This is a genomic window from Brevundimonas aurifodinae (assembly GCF_040195595.1).
Classification (GTDB): Bacteria; Pseudomonadota; Alphaproteobacteria; order Caulobacterales; family Caulobacteraceae; genus Brevundimonas; species Brevundimonas aurifodinae.
Window position 1 is genome coordinate 89889 of the sequence record NZ_JBEGDD010000008.1, and the last position, 17454, is coordinate 107342.

A 17454-nucleotide genomic window follows, 5' to 3' on the forward strand; every position below is an offset into this window, starting at 1 on the left:
CAGACCGCCGCTCCGTCGTCGCAAAGCACGGCCAGCGACCTGACGCGCATGTTGAACGGGGCTCCGCCGGCGGCGACGCGGCCGTCCGCGCCTGTGACGCCACCGGCCGCGACGGCTGGGTCGGGCGTGCCCCGGCCGTCGTCAACAGCCACCATGCCCGCTCCATCGGGGACCGTCCGTCCGGCCCCGATCCCGACGCCTGCGACGGGGACGGCCCGACCGACGGCCCCGACCCCTGTGCCTGCGAGCGGGACGGCACCCGGCGGCGCGGCCCCGCGTCCGGCTGCATCGGCTCGGGTTCCAGCAGCGCCGGCCCCGACCGCCGTGGCACCGACCCCGACCGCCCCCGTCGGAGCGACCCCGCGTCCGGTTCCGCCGGTTCCCGCTACGAACAGCACCGCGCCGCCTGCCGCGCGTCCGGCCACGGCACCGATATCAAGCCCGCCCGCCGTTCCGCCGCCTGCCGCCGTCTCCACAACAGGCCCGGCTGGCGAGCCCGCCGCAGCGGCCGAACCGCCGCCGCCGCCGACCGTGCTGAACGCCTCGGCCATCGCGGCCCTGCCGTTCAGCCTGGACCTGCCGGCCGGGGTCACGGTGACGACAGGGAGACCCGGTCCGAACTTCACGGTGTGGACGGTGCGGCGCGGCGAGCGGTCGCTGGTGATGATCTATGCCGGGCCGGTGTCGCAGTTCCCGATCTATTCCGGCGAGATGGTAGAGGCGGGTGGGCGCGCCTCGATCGTGGCGAACGAGGAGGGGCGGCGCGTCGCGTTGGAGCATCTGTTCACCCGAACGGCGGCGCCGAACGAGATCCACGTCTGGATCACCAGCGTCGAGGGCCAGGATCGGCTGCTGGCCGAGCGGATCGCCCAGAGCGTCGATCCCCGCTAGGCACGGCGAACCACCGCGTCCGTTGGGCCCAATCGAAAGCCCCGCTTGCCGGCGAAGATGAGGACTTCCTGTCCCTCGGCGGCGGCCCAGCGGCGGAGCTGTGGCTCGTAAGGTTCGCGTCGCCAGTCGTGGGGACGGGCGGCATCGCATTCGACGATCAGCCGGGCGCCGCCCTTTTCGGAGTGAAGCACGAAGCCTGAGACGGTCGGCTTCCACGCGTCGTCCAAAGCCTCGGTCAGCAGCCACAGGCAGTTGAAGACCCGGCAGTCCGAGGGCCGGTTCTCATAGATGGCGCAGCCCGTGGTCTTGCCGAAATGGCGGCACCAACGGCCCGCGGGCTTCTCAAGGGCGGTGACGCCCATCAGCTTGCAGCACAGGCCGCAGTCGCCGCAGCTCTTCATCGGACCGTGACCCGAGCGGTCACGGACTGATCCAGCCGTTTCGGCGTCCGAAGGCGAGCACGAGGTCCGGCCAGACGGCGGCGGGCTTGCCGGCGATCAGGCGGACGCCGAAGCCGTGGCCGCCCTCCTGGAACAGATGGGCCTCCGAGACGACGTTCGACGCGCGCAGGGCTGACAGCAGCAGCAGGCTGTTCTCGGGCGGGACGCTGGTGTCGTCCAGGGCGTGGATCAGGGCGGTGGGCGCGACGCCGGTCCAGTCCATCCGGTCCAGCGACCAGGCGGCGATCTGATCCGGGGTGGGAGAGGGGCCCAGGAGATGCTGCCGCGATCCGGCGTGGGCGAAGGGATCGGCCAGGGTCGCGACGGGATAGAGGAGGACGTTCAGGTCGGGCCGGAAGGACGCCGCGTCGGCCACATCGACCGCCGCATAGGTCGCGTCGGGCCGGGCGGCGAGGAGACCGGCGAGGTGGCCCCCGGCCGAGGCCCCCAATACGGCGATACGGGCTGGGTCGACGCCGAAATCGGCGGCGCGATGGCGGATCAGGCGCATCGCGCGCTGGGCGTCCTGCAGGGGGGCGTTCGGTCCGGCCGCCCAGCCGTCGGCCGGCAGGCGATAACGCAGAACGAAACAGGTGACGCCGGCGGCGGCGAAGACCCGGGCGACGTCCAGCCCCTCCTTGTCGACCACGGCCCAGCGATAGCCGCCGCCCGGGATCAACAGGATCGCCGCGCCACTCGGACGTTCGGGGCGCAGAACCGTCAGGATCGGGTCGGTGGTGTACTGGGCGTAGCGGTCGTGGAAGGCCGGATCGATCGAGCGTTCGGGGACGACGGCGGTGACGGAGACGCCCTCGCCGCCCGGCGCGCCGCGGGGCCAGAGGCGGATCGTCTCGGTGGGATCGGGCGGAGCGAGCGTCGCAGCGTCCGACGTCTGCCGCGCGAGACCGGGCGTTGAGGCGACCAGCGCCCCGACGCCCAGCAGGCTGCGGCGGTCCAGGGTCACGCGATCTCGACCGCGAGGGCCACGGCCTCGCCGCCGCCGATGCACAGACTGGCCATGCCCTTCTTGCCTCCCCGCGCCTGGAGCGCCGCCAGGAGGGTGGTCAGGACGCGGGCACCCGACGCGCCGATCGGATGACCCAGAGCGGTCGCGCCGCCGTTCACGTTCAGGCGGGCGTGGTCGATGCCCATCTCCTGCATGGCGATCATGGGGACGACGGCGAAGGCCTCGTTGATCTCCCACAGGTCGACGTCCTCGACGGACCAGCCGGCCTTCTTCAAGGCCTTCTGCATCGCAGGAACGGGCGCGGTGGTGAACAGGCCGGGTTCGTGCGCGTGGGCAGCGTGGGCGACGATGCGGGCGACGATGGGCAGGTTCATCGTCCGGGCGACGCTCTCGCGCGTCATGACCAGGGCGGCGGCGCCGTCGGAGATGGAACTGGCGTTGGCGGCGGTGATGGTGCCGTCCTTGGAGAAGGCCGGTTTCAGGGTCGGGATCTTCTCCGGCATGGCCTTGCCGGGCTGTTCGTCCTCGCTGACCGTGACGGTGCCCTTGCGACCCGCGACCTCGACCGGGGTGATTTCGGCGGCGAAGGCGCCGGTCTCTATTGCGGACCGGGCGCGGCTGAGGCTCTCGAGCGCATAGGCGTCCTGGGCCTCGCGGGTGAACTGATAGGTGCGGGCCGAGTCCTCGGCGAAGGCCCCCATCAGCTTGCCGGGCGTATAAGCGTCCTCCAGCCCGTCCATATACATGCTGTCGACCAGCACATCGTGGCCGATGCGGGCCCCGCCGCGGTGCTTGGTCATCAGGTAGGGGGCGCCGGTCATGGACTCCATGCCGCCCGCGACGATGATGTCGGCCGAACCGGCGGCGAGAGAGTCAGATGCAAGCATGACGGCCTGAAGGCCCGAGCCGCACATCTTGTTCACTGTGGTGGCCTCGACATGCTGGCCCAGACCCGCGCCGATGGCGGCCTGACGCGCGGGGGCCTGGCCGAGGCCGGCGGGCAGGACGCAGCCCATGACGATCTGCTCGACACTGGCCGGATCGAGGCCCGCGCGTTCGACCGCCGCCTTGACCGCCGTCGCCCCCAGCTCGGTCGCCTTGACGCCTGTGAACGCCCCCTGGAAGCCGCCCATGGGCGTGCGGGCGAAGGCGACGATGACGACGGGATCGGACATGGGGGCTCTCTCGACTGACGTGCGGGGGATGTAGCGTCGAGCGAGAGGGATTGCGAGGGATGGCTTTCTCCCTCCCCTTCAGGGGAGGGTCGTCGATGCACTTGCATCGACGGGGTGGGAACGGCCGGAGATTTGGACCCGGACTGTCCCAGTTTCGCGTTGCCGCCCCCACGCGGTCTCCGCTGCGCTCCGACCACCCTCCCCCGAGGGGGAGGGAGAGGCTCAGTGCCGGAACAGCAAACTCCCGTCCCCGTAGGAGTAGAACCGGTAGCCCGTCGCCACGGCATGGGCGTAGGCGGCCTTCATCGTGTCCAACCCGGCGAAGGCGCTGACCAGCATGAAAAGGGTCGACTTCGGCAGGTGGAAGTTGGTCATCAGGACGTTGGCGGCGCGAAAGGCGTAGCCGGGCGTGATGAAGATGGCCGTGTCGCCGTGGAAGGGCTGGATCACCCCGTCAGGCGTCGTGGCGGATTCCAGAAGGCGGAGCGACGTCGTGCCGACGCAGACGATGCGGCCGCCCGCCGCGCGGACGGCGTTCAGGGCGGCGGCCGTTTCGTCGGACACCGTGCCCCACTCGCTGTGCATCCGGTGATCGGCGGTGTCGTCGGCCTTCACCGGCAGGAAGGTGCCCGCGCCGACGTGCAGGGTCACGGCGTGGGTGGTGACGCCACGCGCCCGGATCGCGTTCAGCAGGGCAGGGGTGAAGTGCAGGCCCGCCGTCGGCGCGGCGACGGAGCCGTCATACTGGGCGAAGACGGTCTGATAGTCCGAGCGGTCGCGGTCGTCCTCCGGGCGTTTGGCGGCGATATAGGGCGGCAGGGGCATGACGCCGACGGCGCGGATCGCCTCGTCCAGAGCCGGGCCCGAGACGTCGAACCGAAGGGCGATCAGGCCGTCGTCCGACTTGGCCTCGACCGTCGCCGTCAGGCTCTGGAAGACGATCCGGTCGCCGGGCTTGATGCGCTTGCCCGGCTTCATGAAGGCAGACCAGACGTCGGGGGCGTCGCGGTGGTGCAGGGTCGCCTCGACGGGGACGGTCAGCGTCTCTCCGTCCGGGCCCGCCCGTTCGCGGACGCCGGACAGGCGGGCCGGGATGACGCGGGTGTCGTTGAACACCAGGGCGTCGCCGGGGCGCAGGAAGTCGGCCAGGTCGCGGATCGCGTGGTCGGAGAGGCCGCCGTCGCGGACCACCAGCAGCCGGGCGCTGTCGCGCGGTTCCGCCGGCCGCAGGGCGATACGGTCCTCGGGCAGGTCGAAGTCGAAGTCGGCGGTCTTCATCAGTCGCGCGAATGGTCACGACCGCCGGGGGTGGTCAAGACAGGTCATGGCGGGTCGGCGCGCATGTCCGTAAGGTCGACTCCGCGCGTTGGGGGGCGCGGTCCGATCGAACTGACGTGGAAAATGGGCTTCGAGATCGAGCTGATGGCCCCTGTGGGCCGGACGCGGCTGGATCTCGCGCAGGCGACCGCCCGGCGCATCGGGGGCAGCGTCCAGCGTTTCTTTCATCCCCAGTCGGAGGTCCGCGCCGCGCCGGGACAGGCGGTCTTCGACAATCTGACGCCCGGTTTTCGCGTCCGGGACGCGGACGGGGCCTGGCACGCGGACTTCGTCGACGACCTGACGCTGCAGGGCGGGCTGGATCGCGAGGCGGCCCCGCGCCCGGGCTGGGGGCGGATCGTGGCCGACGACGCCCGGCTGCTGAGGCTGGTGATGCGCCATTGCGACCCGGACGCGGCGGCCGAGACGATGCTCGATCCGCTGGCCGCCCTGTTCGGCACGGAGCCGCAGCGCCATCCGTCGGGGATGGTCCGCGTGGTCGACGACCGCGGGCATTCGGTCGCGGTCGGCGCGCCCCTGCCCGGTCAGAGGGACCGCCCCTGCGAGATCGTCACGGCGCCGTTGGCGGCCGACCATCGAGAGGTTCTGGGGAGCCTGCTGGCCGACGCGCGTGACCTGGGCTTTGCCCTGCCGCTGGAGGGGGCGACCCATGTGCATTTCGACGCCGGCCCGCTGTGTTCGGCCCCGGACCTGCGTCGCCTGGTCAGACTGTATGGTCGCCATGGCCCGGCCTTGCGTCGGCTGGTCGGCGTCAATCCGGCCTGTGTGCGCCTGGGGCCCTGGCCGCCGGAGCTCGAGGCGCGGGTCGAGGCCGACGACTTCCCCGGCCTGGACTGGGAGGCGGCGCGGGCGGCGCTGAGGGCCGTTCCGCTGAGCAAATACTGCGACCTGAACCTGATCAATCTGCTTGCGGGGCGGGACGACAAGCACACGGTCGAGGTTCGCATCCTGCCGGCCTCGCTGGATGCCGGAGAGATCCTGGACGGAGCGGCGCTGTTCGAGGCGCTGCTGAGGGGGTGCGTCGAGGCCGGCGACGAGCCCGTGCCCGAGACCCTGATGCAGGTCCTGTTGCAGGCGTCGATGGAGGAGACGGTCCGGACGCGGTGGTTGAAACGGGTACGGTCCGAACCGCGGGCTTTCGCCCAACGGCGATCTCCAGTAGAGCGGAACGGGGAGGCGATCTTCGCCTCGGGGGAAGACCGATGATGACCACAACCGCGCCGCGCACGCGCCGCCTGACGTCGCGGCTGCTGATGACCAGCGCCGTGGCCATGGTCCTGTTCGGACAGCCCGCCGAGGCCGAGCCGCAAGGCCGTGCCTATGACGCCTACGCCTCGTCCCGCTACAACTATTGCGACGCCCGCATTCTCGGCGAGTTCTACGGCACCGACGTCGAGGGCGGGAAGATCATGATCGGCGAGAAGATCCTGAACGGGATCGGCACCAACGTCCCCGTCGTGCTGGCCGAGGCCCGCGACGTCGGATACGCGTGCGCCTGGGAAGACACCGGATACTCCTACAACGACGCGCGGGTGCTGGCCTCGATCTGGGGCTTCGCCGATCCCTATGACGCCAAGCTGAAGGCTGCGGACCTGTTCACCTGGGGCAACTCGCAGCAGGTCCGGAACGCTCTGGGCGCCTGAGGCGTCGGTCGCGGGGGCCGGCGGCGTTGACGCTGCCGTCGGGAGCGGCCAAACCCGCGCCCATGCTGACCGATCTCGTCCCCCTGGCCCGCGAGGCCAAGTCCTGGCCCTTTGAACAGGCGCGGGCGCTGCTCGACCATGTGCTGAACAAGCGGCTGTCGGACGCCGACCGGGTCGCCGCCAAGCTGCTGATCGACGCCGGCAAGGCGGACCAGGCGCTGGCCACGTTCGAGGCGCTGAACCGGCCGGTGGTGCTGGAGACCGGCTATGGCCCGTCGGGCCTGCCGCACATGGGGACCTTCGGCGAGGTGGCGCGCACGACGATGGTCCGGAACGCGTTTCGGGCCCTGACCGGCGATCACTGGCCGACGCGTCTGATCGCGTTTTCCGACGACATGGACGGACTTCGGAAGGTGCCCGAGGGGGTGCCGAACCCGGAGATGCTGCGCGAGGACCTGCATCTGCCGTTGACCCAGGTGCGCGATCCGTTCGGGACCCACGACAGCTTCGGGGCGCACAACAACGCGCGCCTGCGGGCGTTCCTGGACGGCTTCGGGTTCGACTACGCGTTCATGAGCTCGACCGAGACCTACGCGTCGGGGCGGTTCGACGCGACGCTGCTCAGGCTGCTGGAGCGGTTCGACGCGGTTCAGGCGATCATGCTGCCGACGCTGGGGCCGGAGCGGCGCGAGACCTATTCGCCCTTCCTGCCGATCAGCCCTGTGACGGGTCACGTCCTGCAGGTGCCGACGCTGGAGCGGAATGTCGCCAAGGGCACGATCGTGTTCGACGACCCGGCAGGCGGGCGAACCGAACTGCCGGTCACCGGCGGCCATGTGAAACTGCAGTGGAAGCCGGACTGGGCCATGCGCTGGACGGCGCTGGACGTCGATTACGAGATGAGCGGCAAGGACCTGATCGAGAGCGTGCGCGAGAGCGGCAAGATCTGTCGGGCGTTGGGCGGGGTGCCGCCGGAAGGGTTCAACTTCGAGCTCTTCCTCGACATCGAGGGCAAGAAGATCTCCAAGTCCAAGGGCAACGGCCTGACCATGGACGAGTGGCTGCGTTACGGCACGCCCGAGAGCCTGTCCTGGTACATGTTCCAGAGCCCGAAGTCGGCCAAGAGCCTGCATTTCAACGTCATTCCGCGCGCGATCGACGACTATCTGGGGGCGATCGAGGCCTATCGGACGCAGGAGCCGGCGAAGCGGATCGACAACGCCGTGTGGTCGATCCACGCCGGGGCCCCACCCGAAGTCGCCTCGCCGGTGTCGTTCGCCCTGCTGCTGAACCTGGTCGGCGTGGCCAATGCGTCCAACAAGGACCAGCTGTGGGCCTATATGGCCAGGTATCTGCCCGAGGCGACGCCCGCGAACGAGCCCGTGCTCGATCAGCTGATGGACCGTGCGCTGAACTACTACGAGGACTTCGTGAAGCCGACGAAGGCCTATCGCGCGCCGACGGAAGCCGAGGCGGCGGCGCTGATGGATCTGGCGGGTCGGCTGAAGGCCCTGCCGGCGGACACGACCGACGGCGAGACGATCCAGAACGAGGTCTATGCCGTGGGCAAGGCGCACGCCTTCGAGCCGCTGAGGGCCTGGTTCGGGGCGCTGTACGAAGTGCTGCTGGGCGCGTCGCAGGGGCCGCGGTTCGGCTCGTTCGCGGCGATATACGGCCTGTCGCAGACCATCGAACTTGTTGAGGCGGGGGCGCGCGGGGAACTGGCCAGCTAGTCTCCTCCCCGACGCGCAGCGTTGGGGAGGTGGATGCGAGCTCTTCGCGAGCAGACGGAGGGGTTTGCCAGACGTCGGGCGTTCGAGTGCGCGGCAACCCCACCACCGCTTCGCGGTGCCCTCCCCATTCGCCGAAGCGGCGAACAGGGAGGAGACGACACGTCGGGCTCAAGCAGCGAGCGACCGCGTCGCGAGCGGTAGCCCGCAGAAACATGAACGGAAAATAACGGCAAGGCTTGGGGAGCCTTCATACGCTAGCGTGCATTATGCTCCTCATCGACCAACCTCGATGACAGGAGAGAGCCATGTCGAAGTTTCTGAACACCTCTATCGCCACCGCCGCCGCCCTGGCCGCGCTGGCCACCGCCGTCCCGACCGTCGCCTCGGCCCAGTCGAACGGCATCACCAGCTGTGACGCTCCCGGGGGTCGCCAGCAGGCGGGCGCCGTGATCGGCGGCGTGCTGGGCGCCCTCGCGGGAAGCCGGATCTCGAGCAACGAGCGCGCGCTCGGTGCCGTGGCGGGTGGCGCCGCCGGGGCCGCGGCCGGGTCCTACATCGGCTGCAACCAGCAGCGCGCCCGTGTGAACGCCCAGGCCAGCTCCAGCGGGGCCCAGTACCGCGCGGCTTCGAACCTGCGCATCCGCTCGGGTCCGGGCACCAACTATCGCCAGTCGGGCAGCCTGTCGGCCGGTCAGCCTTTCACGGCCGTCGGCTCCCAGGGTGAGTGGGTCCAGATCGCCGGTGGCGGCTGGGTCAATGCCAACTATGTCCAGCCGTACTAGGTAGGGCGCTAACGCTCGCGACGCGGTCGCTCGCTGCCTGAGCGTGGGGTGAGTGTGGATCAGGGCCGTCCCGGGAGGGGCGGCCCTTTTTCGTGACCTACTGACTGACCCACAGGATGCGCGACATCCAGGCGATGTCGGCGCGCGGGATGATCCGGGGCGGATAGTCGGGGTTGATGGAGGTGAGGGTGACCGTCCGGGCCGTCAGGCCACCGACCTCCTTGGCCAGGGTCTCGCCGGCCAAGGTTCGCGCCACGACCCGGTCGCCGCGCCGGATGTCGCCGCGCTCGCGATCGACCAGGACCCGGTCGCCTTCCCGATAGAGGGGCACCATGGAATCGCCGGTGATTCGCAGGCTGAACAGGCTGTCGCGCGGGGCGGGCAGGTCGGTCTGGTCCCAGCCCTCGCCCGTCGGCAGGCCCGCGTCGTCGAAGAAGCCGTCCTGTCCCGCCTGGGCCATGCCGATCAGGGGCGCGGTGGCCACCCGCGGCGCGGCGTCGTCGGCCAACACAGCGAACTCGGCCAGGGTCACGTTCGTGACCTCCAGGATGCGGTTCAGGCTTTCCGTGGATGGCCAACGCGGACGGGGCGGCGTGCCCGGCCCCATGCGTTTGGACGGATTGAAGGCGGTGGGGTCCAGCCCCGCCTTCCTGGCCAGGCCCGAGGCCGACAGGCCTTCGCGCCGCGCCATGGCGTCCAGGGCGGACCAGATGCGGGCGTGGGACAGGGGCATGGCGCGACACGGAGCGCGGCCGTAGCCGCCGGTGAGTCGTCGCAGACTACATGGGAATAAATCCCTACTCCAGCCCTGCCGCGCGCCGGTCCTGCCACGCCCAGAACGTGCCGACCGCGATGGCGGCGAGGATGCCGTACCCGGCGACGTTCAGGACTGTGTAGAAGGCCGTCATCGAGGCCGCCTTGGCCAGAGGGAAGGCGATGTGGCTGGTGAGGACCACCAGTTGGCAGGCCCCGGCCCAGATGGGCCAGGAGCGGCGGTAACGCCAGGTCAGGGCCGCGAACACCGCCAGCATGGCGATGTCGAGAACGAAGAGTCCGAACTGGAACCCCTGATAGAGGTTCCCGTCCTGCTGCAGGAGCATGCCGGCCATCCATCCGAGGACCCAGGCCCCCATGCCCAGCCGCTCGGCCTCGCCACCCTTCCAGAAGGCGAAGACGCCCACCAGCAGCGCGGGCAGAAGACCGATCTGGGACCACAGGGTGTCCAGCATGAAAAAACCCCCGCGCCGGGAAGGACGCGGGGGCCAATCTGACCTGAGTCTGCCTAACCAGCTATTGAAGCCGGTAAAGGTTACCTCGAATTCACGCGGCGCGCTTGTTCGAGACGCCTTCGGGCGGACGGCCCGCGTCCCAGTCGCTGGGCTTGTCGAGGATGCCGACGGCGTAGGCGCCGAAGCCCATGCGACGGTGGTCCTTTTGCAGCTCGGCGTGGCAGGCGACGATGGCTTCGCGCGCGGCCGACAGGGCGGCGATCGTTTCCATGGCCTTGGTCTGCGAAGCCGCGCCGGAGACCGGCGAGAGGCTGAGCATGGCGCGCGCGCCGATCATCGACTGGACCAGGGTGGTCGTCGAGGTGATGGCGGCGTCGATCGCCCGTTCGCTGGCATGCAGGTCGCTGGCAACGCTCGCGACGACTTCAGTGCGGTCCATTGTGTAGCCCCTTCCAAAAAGAACAGTTGGTAACCGAGACGTTAACACGTTTAAGGGGCGGTCGGTAGGGATTTGTTAACCTCTGGGGCGAGCGCGGTCCGGACCCCGCCGCCGCCGTGCGGAGGTTCGTCTTCGGGCTTGTCGAGGATCCCGACCGCCACGGTCCCGAGGCCCATCTTTCTGGCCAGGGCCGCCAGGGCGTTGTGCGTGTCGACGATATGGGACCGCGCCTCCGCCAAAGCGCCGATCGAGGCCGCCGCGCCGTCGAACGCCTTCTGGCCGGAGACCGCCGACAGATAGGCCTCAGTGCGCGCGGCCGGCAGCAGGGCCGCGAGCTGGGCCGTCTCGACCAGGGCCGCGTCGATGGCGGCTTCCGCCGCATGAAGCCGGGCCGCGACCTGTTCGCTGATGGTGTGTCTGGACATGATTTCCCCCTCGAAGTGGCGACATGCCACGCCGAGCAGGCAACCATGAGTTAACTAATCTGACAAGTCAGAGTTGTGATCGAGCGAGAAATGCGCCGTCAGGCTGGCGATCGGCTGGGCGGGATCGTCCTGCCAGGCCTCGGCCAGGACGTGGGCGACGCGGCGGCCGGCGCGCGAGATGCGAGCGCGGGCGTGCACGTCCCGCGGGCGGCCGGAGCGGAGGTAGGCGGTCGTGACCGAGATGGGACGCGGCAGGCGCAGGCGAGGCCACGTCAGCGCGACCTGGGCGATGGCAGTCAGCTCCAGCATCGCGGCCGTCGAGCCGCCGTGCAGGGCGGGCAGCAGCGGATTGCCGATCAGATGGTCGGCGAACGGCATGGTGACGGTCAGGATTTCCCCGTCCTGTTCGGTGCGCAGGCCGAGGAACCGGGCATAGGGCAAGGTGTCGAGAAGGGCGGTCACGCCGCGTCTCCGGACTTCAGATTGGCCCCGAGCTTTCGGCCACCGTCCGAATCGATGACATAGGTCGATTGGGCGGCCGCGACCGGATCGGCGGGGTCGTCCTCGAAGGCCCAGGCCCGGACGAAGCCGATGGTGCGGGTCAGACGATAGCAGCGCGCCTCGGACAGCAGGTCGGTGCGCGGCCGGGCGGCGCGCATGTAGTCGACCCTCAGATCCAGGGTGGCGATGGGGCGAAAGCCGCCGAGCGCGACCCAGACGGCCAGGCCGCCGACGTGATCCAGCATGGCGGTGACCAGGCCGCCGGCGAACACCCCGGTCTCCGGATCGCCCACCAGATCGGCCCGCCAGGGCGTCCGCAGCCGGACCCGGTCGCCTTCGACCCCTTCGTAGGCGAAGCCGAGGGCGTGGGTGTGGGCCGCGCCGGAAGCGAGCTGGGGCAGGATGTCGGTCAGGAACGGATCGCTCATATCATCCTTAGTGACGAGCCCCGTCGTCGAACTCAACACCGTCATCCTCGGACTTGATCCGAGGAACTGACGTCGTGCGTCCGCTGTGGTTGGAGTGGGGCGGGATCGCGTCTTCTGCCGTCTGTCGAGCGGCGGATCGTCCGATCCTCGGATCAGGTCCGAGGATGACGTATTGAGGACAGATGATCCGTTCCGAAGACCTGCTGCACCCGACGCCCGCCGGCCTGTACTGCCCGCCCGGGGACTTCTATGTCGACCCGGTGCGGCCGGTTGATCGGGCGGTGGTGACCCATGGCCATTCGGATCATGCGCGGTCGGGCCACGGCGCGGTCCTGGCCACGCCCCAGACCCTGGCCATCATGGCTGAACGCTATGGCGAGGACTTCACCCGGCTGAGGCAGCCGGTGGCCTATGGCGAGACGGCGTCGCACAACGGGGTGGACATCCGGCTGGTCCCGGCTGGCCATGTGCTGGGCTCGGCCCAGGCCGTGATCACTCACCAGGGCCTGACCATGGTGGTGTCGGGCGATTACAAGCGCCGGCGCGATCCGACCTGCGTCGGGTTCGAGCCGGTGCCGTGTCACGTCTTCATCTCCGAGGCGACGTTCGGCCTGCCGGTCTTCACCCACCCGCCGGACGCCGAGGAGATCGGGCGGCTGGTCCAGTCGCTGGGCCAGTTCCCCGACCGGGCCCATCTGGTCGGGGCCTATGCCCTGGGCAAGGCGCAGCGGGTGATCCGGCTGCTGCGCGAGGCGGGGTGGGAGCGACCGATCTATGTCCACGGGGCGCTGGAGCGACTGAACCGCCTGTATGAGCGCGAGGGCATCGACCTGGGACCGATTCTTCCCGCGACGGGGCTGAAGAAGGACGCGCTGGGAGGGGAAGTCGCGATCGCGCCGCCGTCGGCCATCCAGGACCGCTGGGCGCGGCGGTTCGCCGATCCGGTCACGGCCTTCGCGTCGGGCTGGATGCTGGTCAAGGCGCGGGCGCGGCAGCGGGGGGTGGAGCTGCCGCTGGTGATCTCCGACCACGCCGACTGGCCCGAACTGATCGCCACCTTCGAGGAAATCCGGCCCGAGGAGGTCTGGATCACGCACGGGCGTGAGGAGGGCCTGCTGCGCTGGGCCGAGCTGAACGGCATGAAGGGGCGGGCGCTGCGCCTGGTCGGCTATGACGAGGAGGATGAGGCGGAGGATTCGCCCCCCATCTCCGCTCATCCCCGCGAAAGCGGGGACCCAGTCCTTTTGTGAGGCAGGGCGACTGGGATCGGCATCGCGTCCACCGATTGACATAGAATGACCAGAGAACTGGGTCCCCGCTTTCGCGCGGATGAGCGGAAGAATGGGGTGATCAAGAAGGGTCGCCCAGACTGCCTAGCCGGTCCGCTCCAGGCGAATATCGACTTCGCGCTCGACATAGGTCCATTCGGGTGTGGCGCGCAGTCGTTCCAGCAGCTGTTCGAAGGCGGCTTCGTGCTCCGGCGCGAACTCGAACCAGGTCAGGAAGTCGAACGGCTCGCCCAGATCGCGGGAGTGGTGCAGGCGGCGGGCGATCTGGGGCAGATAGTCCAGGCCGATGGCGGTGTGGCGGGACTGCTCCTCCAGAATGTCGCGGCGTTCGTCCTGGGCCAGGGCCCACCAGGCCTCGGACTTGCGGATCGGGATCAGGGCGGCGCGGGTGGCCTCGGGCCGGTCCAGTCCGGCCTGGCGAGCGCGCAGCGCCCCCACCTCCGCGCGATTGGCGTAGCGGACGTTGCTGACCGTGCCGGTGAGGGCCCAGACGCCGGCGAGAGGATCGGCCTCGTCGCTGATCGACAGGCGATCGACGGGTGGGAGCGCCGGGCCGGCGATCGCAGCGATCCCTGTGACCCCCCAGTCGCCCGTCCGTCCGCCGGTGAAGGTCACGGTCATGGGTGTGGTCATCGGTGGCTCTCCCGTCGTGCCAATGACTACGAAGGCGGGCCGCAGGGGGTTTCAGCCGGACGGCTCAGTCGTTGAGCGGCGCGCCCAGCTCGAAGCGCCAGGCGTCGGCGGCGGCGCGCATCGGGGCGCGGGCCTTGGCCTCGGTCTCGGCGTATTCGGCGGCCGGGTCGCTGTCGGCGACGACGCCGGCACCCGCCTGGACGAAGACGTGGCCGTCGGCGAACATCGCGGTCCGCAGGACGATGCAGATGTCGGCCTCTCCGCCCGCCGAGATGTAGCCGACACCCCCGCCGTAGCCGACGCCACGCTTGGTCAGCTCCAGTTCGTCGATGATCTCCATGGCCCGGACCTTGGGCGCGCCCGACAGGGTGCCGGCGGGCAGGGCGGCCAGCAGGGTGTCGACGGCGTCGAGGTCAGGGTGGGCCCGACCCTCGACGTTGGAGACGATGTGCATGACCTGGCTGTAGCGTTCGACGACGAAGCTCTCGGTCACGCGCACGCTGCCGGGCGCGGCGACGCGGCCGACGTCGTTGCGGCCCAGGTCCAGCAGCATCAGGTGTTCGGCGCGCTCCTTGGGATCGGCCAGCAGTTCGGCCTCCAGCGCGCGGTCGGCCTCGGGCGTCGCGCCGCGCGAACGGGTGCCCGCCAGGGGGCGGATTGTGACGCCGCCGTCCTTCAGCCGCACCAGGATTTCGGGGCTGGACCCCGCCAGCTGGAAGTCGCCGAAGTTGAGGAAGTACAGATAGGGCGACGGGTTCTGGCACCGCAGCGAGCGGTAAAAGGCGAACGGATCGCCGCCGTAGGGCGCGCTGAACCGGTGGCTGAGCACGACCTGGAAGATGTCGCCGGCGGCGATGTAGTCCTTGGCCCGGGCGACCAGGTCGGCATAGGCGGGCCCATCGACCGGCGAGCCGAACGCGGGCGCGTCGGCCGGCACGATCGGTGCGCGGGCCAGCAACGGACGGCGCAGGTCGGCCTCGAAGGCGTCCAGCCGTGCCGAGGCGGCGTCTGTGTCGCGTTCCGCGTCGCCGCCGGGCCAGACCGGGGCCATGACGACGATCTCGTGCATGACCGAATCGAAGACGGCGATCAGGGACGGCCGCGTCAGGACCGAATCGGGCAGGCCGAGCGGGTCGGGATTGGGCGCGCCGAGCGGCTCCAGCAGCCGGACCGTGTCATAGCCGAACACGCCGAACAGACCGGCCGCCATGGGGGGCAGGCCCTCGGGGATCTGGAACCGGGTCTCGGCGATCAGGGCGCGCAGGCTGTCGAGCGCGCCGCCCGGCTGGGGCGTGAAACGGCCGGCGGCGATGTCCTTGCCTCGCGCGATCTCGGCGGTGTCGGCATGGCAGCGCCAGACGACGTCGGGGTCCAGAGTGATGATCGAATAGCGGCCGTTCAGGGCCCCGCCCTCGACCGATTCCAGCAGGAAGGCGTGGGGGCGGCCCCAACCGACCTTCAGATAGGCCGAGACCGGCGTTTCCAGGTCGTCGACGATGCGCCGGTGGACGATGGCCGGGCGGCCGGCGCGAAGGGCGGCGAGGACAGCCTCGCGCGCCGGATCGGCACCGGCGGCCTGGCTCATTGGGCGGGAGCGGCGGGCGTGGCGGCCCCAGGCGCCGCGGGGGCGTCTACGCCGAGGGTCTCCAGCGCCAGGGCCGGGTCGTTCTCCGCCTTGGACCGGGTGGCGGCGGCATTGACCAGCACTTCGCCGATGCCGCCGACGAACTCCTGCGAGATGCGGGGACGGATCTGGTCGGCGAACGGCGCGCTGGCGGCCGGATCGGCGGCGCGGATGGCGTCCACGCGGCCGACGATGGCGCTGGTTTCCGATGCCGGGCTGGAGAAGACCTGACCGCGGCCCTGGCCGAACAGGCCCTGCAGCACGCCGTCGCCGAGATCGGCCTGGGCTTCGGCGTTCTGCTGGACATTGGTGCGGGTGTTCAGGGTGGCGCCGGCCGAGGCGGCGACGGCAGCGATGTCCTCGCCGCCGCGAACACGGGTGGCCAGACGCTCGGCGAGGGCCGACAGGCGGCGGGCGTTCTCACGCTGGGCCCAGGCCTGGGTCAGCGGCTCGCGGACCTCTGCGAGGGTGGGCAGGGCGGCCGGGGTGACCTCGTCCAGACGGACGACGAAATACTGGCCTTCGCCCGCGTCCACGACTTCGCTTTCGGCCCCGGGGGTCAGGGCATAGGCGTTCTGAAGGATCAGGGGCGGGGCGTTCAGCGGCTGGCCGTCGGGCAGACGGCCGTCCTGGGTGAAGGGCGGCAGCTGGACGACACGGGCGCCGACCTCCTCGACCGCCTGGGCCAGGGTCTTGCCCTCGGCGCGCGCCTTTTCATAGGCCTCGACGCGGCTGAACACCCGGGCGCGGGCGTCCTCGAGCTGCAGCTCCTGGATGACGGCGTCGCGGACGCTGTCGAGGGTGGCGGGCTGGCCGGGGCTGACGGATGTCACCTTGGCGACCGCGAAGCCGACACGCGCCTGGATGGGGGCGGACACCTGGTCGGCGGCGAGGCCGAACACGGCGGTGCCGATGGCCGGATCGGTCACCGCGCTCTGGGGCTGGTCGACATAGGGGACGGCCTCGATGTTGTTGGCCTCGGCCACCGCCTCGGGCGACTGGCCAGCGCGCAGGGCGGCGGCGATCCGCTCGGCGGCGGCGCGGTCGGCGACGGTCAGGGTGGTGAAGCTGCGACGCTCTGGCGTCGACAGGGCCTCGCGGCGGAACTCGAAGCGTTCGACGATCCGGGCCTCAGGAATGGCGGGGGCGGCGGCGTTCGGCGCGTCGCTGAAGACGATGACCGAGGCGATGCGGAACTCCGGGCGGCGCAGCTGGGCGGCGTTCTCGTTCAGGAAGGCGGTCAGCTGGGCGTCGGTCGGGGGCGGCGTGGTGCCCGCCATGGCCTGGGTCACGGTGAACCAGCGGCCGTCGCGGACCTCGAAGGCACGGGCGGCGACGAGGGCGCCATAGACACGGGGCGCGCGCAGGCCTGCGGCCACGGCGGCGGCGAAATGCTCGGACACGGCGGTGTCGCGGAACTCTTCTTCCAGCTGCAGGGGCGTGATGTTCTGCTGGGCCAGCATCTGCTGGTAGGTGGCCTCGTCGAAGGCCCCGGTGATCTGGTCGAAGAAGGCGGGGATCTCGCGGATCCGGTCCAGCACCAGGCTCTCGTCCACGCGGATGCCGACGCCGTGGGCCCAGTTCAGGAAGCCCAGGCGGCGGGTCTGGCTCTCCAGATACTGGATGTGGGCGTTCTCGGCGACGAGGTCGTCGAGGCTGACGGGGCGGCCCTGCTCCTGTTGCAGGTTCTCGCGGATACGGTCGAAGTCGGCGCGGAACTGGGCGGGGGTCAGTGAGCGGTCGCCGGCGTCGATGACGTTGCGAGGCCCGAAGCTGCCGAACACATCGGTCTGGGTGCCGCCGACGACGGCGAAGCTGAGGATCAGCAGCGCGAACAGGGCGATCGCCCACTTGGACTTGGCGAAGTCGCGGAAGCCGGAAATCATGGAAGCAGGCCTGAGAAGCGTCGGACGGCGG

General features: G+C 70.3%; 19 protein-coding genes. 6 read left to right on the top strand and 13 right to left on the bottom strand.

Annotated features, from left to right (window positions below; genetic code table 11):
- The first annotated feature begins 531 nt into the window (after positions 1 to 531).
- Positions 532 to 891 (top strand): hypothetical protein, encoded by a 360-nt coding sequence (locus ABN401_RS10815; protein ID WP_349684853.1) that lies wholly within the window; start codon positions 532 to 534, stop codon positions 889 to 891.
- On the opposite strand, the gene ABN401_RS10820 is transcribed toward ABN401_RS10815, so the two are convergent.
- The 4 genes from ABN401_RS10820 to queA all read right to left on the bottom strand — a co-directional run bounded on the left by ABN401_RS10820 (position 888) and on the right by queA (position 4751).
- A complete protein-coding gene (locus ABN401_RS10820; protein WP_349684854.1) occupies positions 888 to 1292 on the bottom strand; it encodes a YkgJ family cysteine cluster protein in 405 nt (134 codons plus the stop codon). The two genes, ABN401_RS10815 and ABN401_RS10820, sit on opposite strands and share 4 nt — an antisense overlap.
- Before the next feature lie 19 nt (positions 1293 to 1311).
- Positions 1312 to 2295 (bottom strand): alpha/beta hydrolase, encoded by a 984-nt coding sequence (locus tag ABN401_RS10825; RefSeq protein WP_349684855.1) that lies wholly within the window; start codon positions 2293 to 2295, stop codon positions 1312 to 1314.
- On the bottom strand, positions 2292 to 3473 hold the full coding sequence (locus tag ABN401_RS10830; RefSeq protein ID WP_349684856.1) for a thiolase family protein: 1182 nt from the start codon (positions 3471 to 3473) through the stop codon (positions 2292 to 2294). Before ABN401_RS10830 ends, ABN401_RS10825 begins: the two co-directional genes overlap by 4 nt.
- A gap of 222 nt (positions 3474 to 3695) precedes the next feature.
- Positions 3696 to 4751, bottom strand: coding sequence for a tRNA preQ1(34) S-adenosylmethionine ribosyltransferase-isomerase QueA (gene queA, locus ABN401_RS10835; RefSeq protein ID WP_349684857.1), 1056 nt, complete (start codon positions 4749 to 4751; stop codon positions 3696 to 3698).
- Between the two features lie 123 nt (positions 4752 to 4874).
- Here queA and ABN401_RS10840 point away from each other — a divergent pair, with 123 nt between their 5' ends.
- From ABN401_RS10840 to ABN401_RS10855, 4 genes are all read left to right on the top strand, one after another.
- Positions 4875 to 6017 carry an amidoligase family protein gene (locus tag ABN401_RS10840; protein WP_349684858.1) on the top strand — a complete coding sequence of 381 codons (1143 nt, stop codon included), beginning with the start codon at positions 4875 to 4877 and terminating at the stop codon, positions 6015 to 6017.
- A complete protein-coding gene (locus ABN401_RS10845) occupies positions 6014 to 6454 on the top strand; it encodes a hypothetical protein (RefSeq protein ID WP_349684859.1) in 441 nt (146 codons plus the stop codon). The genes ABN401_RS10840 and ABN401_RS10845 overlap by 4 nt, the downstream gene beginning before the upstream one ends.
- Before the next feature lie 62 nt (positions 6455 to 6516).
- On the top strand, positions 6517 to 8187 hold the full coding sequence (locus tag ABN401_RS10850; protein ID WP_349684860.1) for a lysine--tRNA ligase: 1671 nt from the start codon (positions 6517 to 6519) through the stop codon (positions 8185 to 8187).
- Between the two features lie 305 nt (positions 8188 to 8492).
- Positions 8493 to 8969, top strand: a complete 477-nt coding sequence (locus ABN401_RS10855; protein ID WP_349684861.1) for an SH3 domain-containing protein — start codon at positions 8493 to 8495, stop codon at positions 8967 to 8969.
- Positions 8970 to 9066: 97 nt separating this feature from the next.
- Here ABN401_RS10855 and ABN401_RS10860 read toward each other — a convergent pair whose 3' ends face one another.
- The 6 genes from ABN401_RS10860 to ABN401_RS10885 all read right to left on the bottom strand — a co-directional run bounded on the left by ABN401_RS10860 (position 9067) and on the right by ABN401_RS10885 (position 11991).
- On the bottom strand, positions 9067 to 9702 hold the full coding sequence (locus ABN401_RS10860) for a S24 family peptidase (RefSeq protein ID WP_349684862.1): 636 nt from the start codon (positions 9700 to 9702) through the stop codon (positions 9067 to 9069).
- 64 nt (positions 9703 to 9766) lie between these two features.
- Complete coding sequence (locus ABN401_RS10865; RefSeq protein WP_349684863.1) at positions 9767 to 10198, bottom strand: hypothetical protein; 432 nt, start codon at positions 10196 to 10198, stop codon at positions 9767 to 9769.
- Between the two features lie 91 nt (positions 10199 to 10289).
- Positions 10290 to 10637, bottom strand: coding sequence for a hypothetical protein (locus tag ABN401_RS10870; RefSeq protein WP_349684864.1), 348 nt, complete (start codon positions 10635 to 10637; stop codon positions 10290 to 10292).
- A 50-nt stretch (positions 10638 to 10687) separates the two neighbouring features.
- Positions 10688 to 11062 (bottom strand): hypothetical protein, encoded by a 375-nt coding sequence (locus ABN401_RS10875; RefSeq protein WP_349684865.1) that lies wholly within the window; start codon positions 11060 to 11062, stop codon positions 10688 to 10690.
- A gap of 54 nt (positions 11063 to 11116) precedes the next feature.
- On the bottom strand, positions 11117 to 11524 hold the full coding sequence (locus tag ABN401_RS10880; protein WP_349684866.1) for a PaaI family thioesterase: 408 nt from the start codon (positions 11522 to 11524) through the stop codon (positions 11117 to 11119).
- Positions 11521 to 11991, bottom strand: coding sequence for a PaaI family thioesterase (locus ABN401_RS10885; RefSeq protein WP_349684867.1), 471 nt, complete (start codon positions 11989 to 11991; stop codon positions 11521 to 11523). The genes ABN401_RS10880 and ABN401_RS10885 overlap by 4 nt, the downstream gene beginning before the upstream one ends.
- 182 nt (positions 11992 to 12173) lie before the next feature.
- On the opposite strand from ABN401_RS10885, the gene ABN401_RS10890 reads away from it, so the two are divergent.
- Positions 12174 to 13241: a ligase-associated DNA damage response exonuclease gene (locus tag ABN401_RS10890; protein WP_349684868.1), complete on the top strand. Its 1068-nt coding sequence runs from the start codon at positions 12174 to 12176 to the stop codon at positions 13239 to 13241.
- A 123-nt stretch (positions 13242 to 13364) separates the two neighbouring features.
- On the opposite strand, the gene ABN401_RS10895 is transcribed toward ABN401_RS10890, so the two are convergent.
- From ABN401_RS10895 to ABN401_RS10905, 3 genes are all read right to left on the bottom strand, one after another.
- Entirely contained in the window at positions 13365 to 13913 is a 549-nt protein-coding gene (locus ABN401_RS10895) for a chlorite dismutase family protein (RefSeq protein ID WP_349684869.1), read from the bottom strand.
- 64 nt (positions 13914 to 13977) lie between these two features.
- Positions 13978 to 15498, bottom strand: a complete 1521-nt coding sequence (gene trpE / locus ABN401_RS10900) for an anthranilate synthase component I (protein WP_349684870.1) — start codon at positions 15496 to 15498, stop codon at positions 13978 to 13980.
- Entirely contained in the window at positions 15495 to 17423 is a 1929-nt protein-coding gene (locus ABN401_RS10905) for a peptidylprolyl isomerase (RefSeq protein ID WP_349684871.1), read from the bottom strand. Before ABN401_RS10905 ends, trpE begins: the two co-directional genes overlap by 4 nt.
- Positions 17424 to 17454 lie beyond the last annotated feature (31 nt).